The 3,772-nt window shown below is 48.6% G+C and carries 1 protein-coding gene; it reads right to left on the reverse strand.

From position 1 onward, the window contains the following. Positions 1 to 16: 16 nt before the first annotated feature. Positions 17 to 3,532: a pyruvate:ferredoxin (flavodoxin) oxidoreductase gene (gene nifJ / locus IJN28_03065; GenBank protein MBQ6712753.1), complete on the reverse strand. Its 3,516-nt coding sequence runs from the start codon at positions 3,530 to 3,532 to the stop codon at positions 17 to 19. Between the last annotated feature and the right edge of the window lie 240 nt (positions 3,533 to 3,772).

Here is a 3,772-nt window from a genome sequence, read left to right on the forward strand (position 1 = left end):
ATTCACTTAGTCAGACTTATTTTACGCCGACCAATTTTTTGTAGCCAGCAAGTCTTTCTTTAGCGTCAGCTTCCGTTTTTGCGAACAATTCGTCAGCAAGTTCAGGGAAGGAACGTTTGAGCGAGGAGTAACGAACTTCGCCTGCGAGGAATGCCTGGAAGTCACCCGTCGGTTCTTTCGAATCGAGCGTGAATTTCTGGCCTTCCGGAGCTTCCGGATTGAAGCGGTACATTGCCCAGTAACCGCATTCAACGGCACGTTTCGTTTCTTCCTGAGATTTACCCATACCAACGCGGAGACCATGGTTGATGCACGGTGCGTAAGCGATGATGAGGGACGGACCCGGATATGCTTCAGCTTCTTTGATTGCTTTGAGAACCTGGTTTTTGTCTGCGCCCATTGCAACCTGTGCAACGTATACATAACCATAGCTCATAGCCATCATGCCGAGGTCTTTTTTCTTCGTTCTCTTACCGCTAGCAGCGAACTGTGCAATTGCAGCAGTCGGAGTAGCTTTGGAGGACTGACCACCCGTGTTGGAGTAAACTTCCGTATCGAATACGAGAACGTTTACATCTTCGCCGGATGCGAGTACATGGTCAACACCGCCGTAGCCGATGTCATAGGACCAGCCGTCGCCGCCGAGGATCCACTGAGACGGTTTCACCAAGAATTCACGGTTGTCATAGATTTTCTGGAGAAGCGTGCTGTTAGCTTTTTCAGCTTCCAAAGCAGCTTCTACTTTTTCAGCGCGTGCACGAGTGCCTTCGCCGAGATCTTTATTATCGAGCCATTCTTCGAATGCTGCCTGGAGTTCTTCGCTTACACCGTCAGCGATTGCTGCGCGGATGTCGTCAGCGAGGTTGTTACGGAGAATTTTCATACCCGTGAACATACCAAGACCGAATTCAGCATTGTCTTCGAACAAGGAGTTAGCCCATGCCGGACCCTGACCTTTTTTGTTTTTCGTGTACGGGATAGCCGGTGCACTTGCGCCCCAGATCGAGGAACAACCAGTTGCATTGGCGATCATCATGCGATCACCGAAGAGCTGCGTAACGAGTTTAGCGTACGGCGTTTCACCACAACCAGCACATGCGCCCGAGAATTCGAGGTACGGCTGTTCGAACTGGCTGCCTTTTACGCTGTATTTGTTCATCGGGTTCGGTTTGTCTGCTACTTTGTTTACGCCGTAATCCCAAGCTTCTGCACGGAATTCCTGCGTAGCAAGCGGTTTCATGATAAGAGCGGATTCTTTAGCCGGGCAGATGTCTGCGCAGTTACCGCAACCGGAGCAGTCATACGGCGAAACGAGCATCGTGAATTTGAGACCTTTTGCGCCAACTGCATCTTTAGCTTCGAAGCCTGCCGGAGCTGCTGCGAGTTCTTCTTCAGTCGTGAGGACCGGACGAATTGCTGCATGCGGGCAAACGAACGAACACTGGTTACACTGGATACATTTGTCGAGCTGCCATTCCGGAACGTTGATAGCGATACCGCGTTTTTCATAAGCAGCAGTACCCGTCGGGAACGTACCATCAGCCATGGAACCTTCGAACATGCTAACCGGAAGTTTGTCGCCTTCCTGACGGTTCATCGGTTCGAGGACTTCTTTAATGAATGCCGGAACTTCTTTCGCTTCTTTAGCTGCATCTTCAGCCGTAGCCCAAGCTGCCGGAACTTCTACTTTAACGAGTGCTTCGATACCACTGTCGATAGCAGCGTTGTTCATGTCAACGATTTTCTGACCTTTGTTACCATAGGAAGTAACAACAGCGTCTTTGAGGTAGTCAACTGCAGTTTCGAGCGGAATGATGTTCGCCAATTTGAAGAATGCGGACTGCATGATCATGTTGAAACGACCGCCGAGACCGATTTCCTGAGCGATCTTAACTGCGTTAACCGTGTAGAATTCGATATTGTTTTTAGCAATATACTGTTTCATCGAAGCCGGGAGGTTAGCTTCCAACTCTTCTGCATTCCAAGTACAGTTGAGGAGGAATTTACCGCCTTCTTTAAGACCTGCGAGAAGGTCGTATTTCGTTACATACGACTGCTGCGAGCAGGAGATGAAGTCAGCCTGATTGATGAGGTACGGCGAGGAGATCGGTTTTTTACCGAAACGCAAGTGGGACATCGTGATACCGCCCGATTTTTTGGAATCGTAAGCGAAGTATGCCTGAGCGTACATGTCCGTTTTGTCGCCGATGATTTTGATAGCGGATTTGTTAGCACCAACCGTACCGTCGGAACCGAGACCCCAGAATTTGCAAGCCGTCGTGCCTTCAACAGTCGTGTCGATTTCTTTCGTCGGAAGCGGAAGCGATTTGAACGTTACGTCATCGACGATACCGATCGTGAAACCGTCTTTCGGTTCATCAGCTGCCAAGTTGTCGAATACTGCAACGAGCTGGCTCGGCGTAATGTCTTTACCGCCAAGACCGCAACGGCCGCCAACGATCGTCGGATTCCAGTCTTTCTGGTTGTAGAATGCAGATTTAACATCGAGGTAGAGCGGTTCGCCAAGAGCGCCCGGTTCTTTCGTTTTGTCAAGAACTGCAACAGCTTTTACTGTTTTCGGGATATATTTGAAGAAGTGTTCGAGGGAGAACGGACGATAGAGGTGAACCGTCAATACACCCGTTTTCTGACCCTGTGCGTTCAAATAGTCAACCGTTTCAACCAATGCTTCCGTAACGGAACCCATAGCGATAACGATGCGGTCAGCATCCGGAGCACCATGGTAGTTGAAGAGGTGATATTCACGACCCGTCAATTTCGTGATTTCTTCCATGTAGGATTCAACGAGTGCCGGGATCGCATCATAGAATTTGTTCGATACTTCGCGTTCCTGGAAGTAGATATCCGGGTTCTGAGCCGTACCACGCGTTACCGGATGGTTCGGATGAAGCGAATTTTTGCGATACGTTTCGAGAGCATCTTTGTCCAAGAGTGCTTCGAGTTCATCATATTCGAGAACTTCGATTTTCTGAATTTCATGGGACGTACGGAAACCGTCGAAGAAGTTGATGAACGGTACACGGCCTTTGATCGCAGCCAAGTGAGCGATCGCACCGAGGTCCATAACCTGCTGTACGCTGCTTTCAACGAGCATAGCGCAACCCGTCTGGCGAGCAGCCATAACGTCCTGATGGTCACCAAAGATATTCAAGGAGTTAGCAGCGAGCGCACGAGCCGAAACGTGGAATACGCCCGGAAGGAGCTCACCTGCGATTTTGTACATGTTCGGAATCATCAAAAGAAGACCCTGAGAAGCCGTATAAGTCGTCGTCAAAGCACCGGACTGGAGCGAACCGTGAACGGCACCTGCAGCACCTGCTTCAGACTGCATTTCTACGACTTTAACCGTCTGACCGAAGATATTTTTTCTGCCTTTTGCAGCCCATTCGTCTACATATTCAGCCATCGGCGAAGACGGAGTGATCGGATAGATAGCAGCAGCATCCGTAAATGCATAGGACACATGAGCGGCAGCGGCGTTACCATCCATAGTTTTCATTTTTCTTGCCATTAAATAATCCCCTCTCTTTTTTAACAACTCAGTAAGGATTTTGTATATCATTCGAATCAGTCCCACCGCACAAGACGGCTTGACCGCATCACGAATAAATATACATCATACTTAACGTACATTATAACTATACACCGATTGTCCCAAAAAGTAAAGAGATACACACGTTTTCTCATAAAAATTCTTTCAAAAAACCATACCAAATTGCTTATTCTATTTTTAATTTTCAGTTAATTTAAG

Source organism: Selenomonadales bacterium (assembly GCA_017442105.1).
Lineage (GTDB): Bacteria > Bacillota > Negativicutes > RGIG982 > RGIG982 > RGIG982.